Origin of the sequence: Pseudomonas sp. 43(2021) (genome assembly GCF_017490805.1) — a bacterium.
GTDB lineage: Bacteria > Pseudomonadota > Gammaproteobacteria > Pseudomonadales > Pseudomonadaceae > Aquipseudomonas.
Window position 1 is genome coordinate 1 of record NZ_JAFGYJ010000158.1, and the last position, 625, is coordinate 625.

The 625-nt window shown below is 58.4% G+C and carries 2 pseudogenes; both read left to right on the forward strand.

The annotated features are described in order from the left end of the window. A pseudogene (locus J5M71_RS26505) lies at positions 1–237 on the forward strand (microcin ABC transporter ATP-binding protein); the annotation flags it as partial. Between the two features lie 19 nt (positions 238–256). Then, positions 257–625 (forward strand): annotated as a pseudogene (gene fabI, locus J5M71_RS26510) (enoyl-ACP reductase FabI); the annotation flags it as partial.

Below are 625 nucleotides of genomic sequence, written 5' to 3' on the forward strand. Positions count from 1 at the left end.
GTGCAGCGGCAAGTGGTGGAGCTGTTGCGTTCACTGCAAGCCAAGTACAACCTGACGTATTTGTTCATCAGCCATGACCTGGCTGTCGTCAAAGCGCTGAGCCACCAGTTGATGGTGGTCAAGCATGGCCAAGTGGTCGAACAGGGAGACGCGCAAAGTATCTTTGCCGCCCCCCAACATCCGTATACACAGCAGTTGCTGGAAGCCGCTTTTCTGGCACCAGCCACTGCGCAATAACCTGAAAGAGGAGCAACACATGGGTTTTCTCGCCGGTAAGCGCGTACTGATCGTCGGTGTCGCCAGCAAGCTGTCCATCGCATCCGGCATCGCTGCCGCCATGCATCGCGAGGGCGCTGAGCTTGCCTTCACTTATCAGAACGACAAACTCAAGGGTCGCGTCGAAGAATTCGCACAAGGCTGGGGTTCGAGCCCTGAGCTGTGCTTCCCGTGCGACGTGGCCAGCGATGAAGAAATCGCCAAGGTCTTCGAACAACTGAGCAAGAAGTGGGACGGCCTGGACTGCATCGTGCACTCCGTCGGCTTCGCCCCGGGCGACCAACTGGACGGCGACTTCACCGAAGCCACTACCCGTGAAGGTTTCCGCATCGCTCACGACATCAGCGCC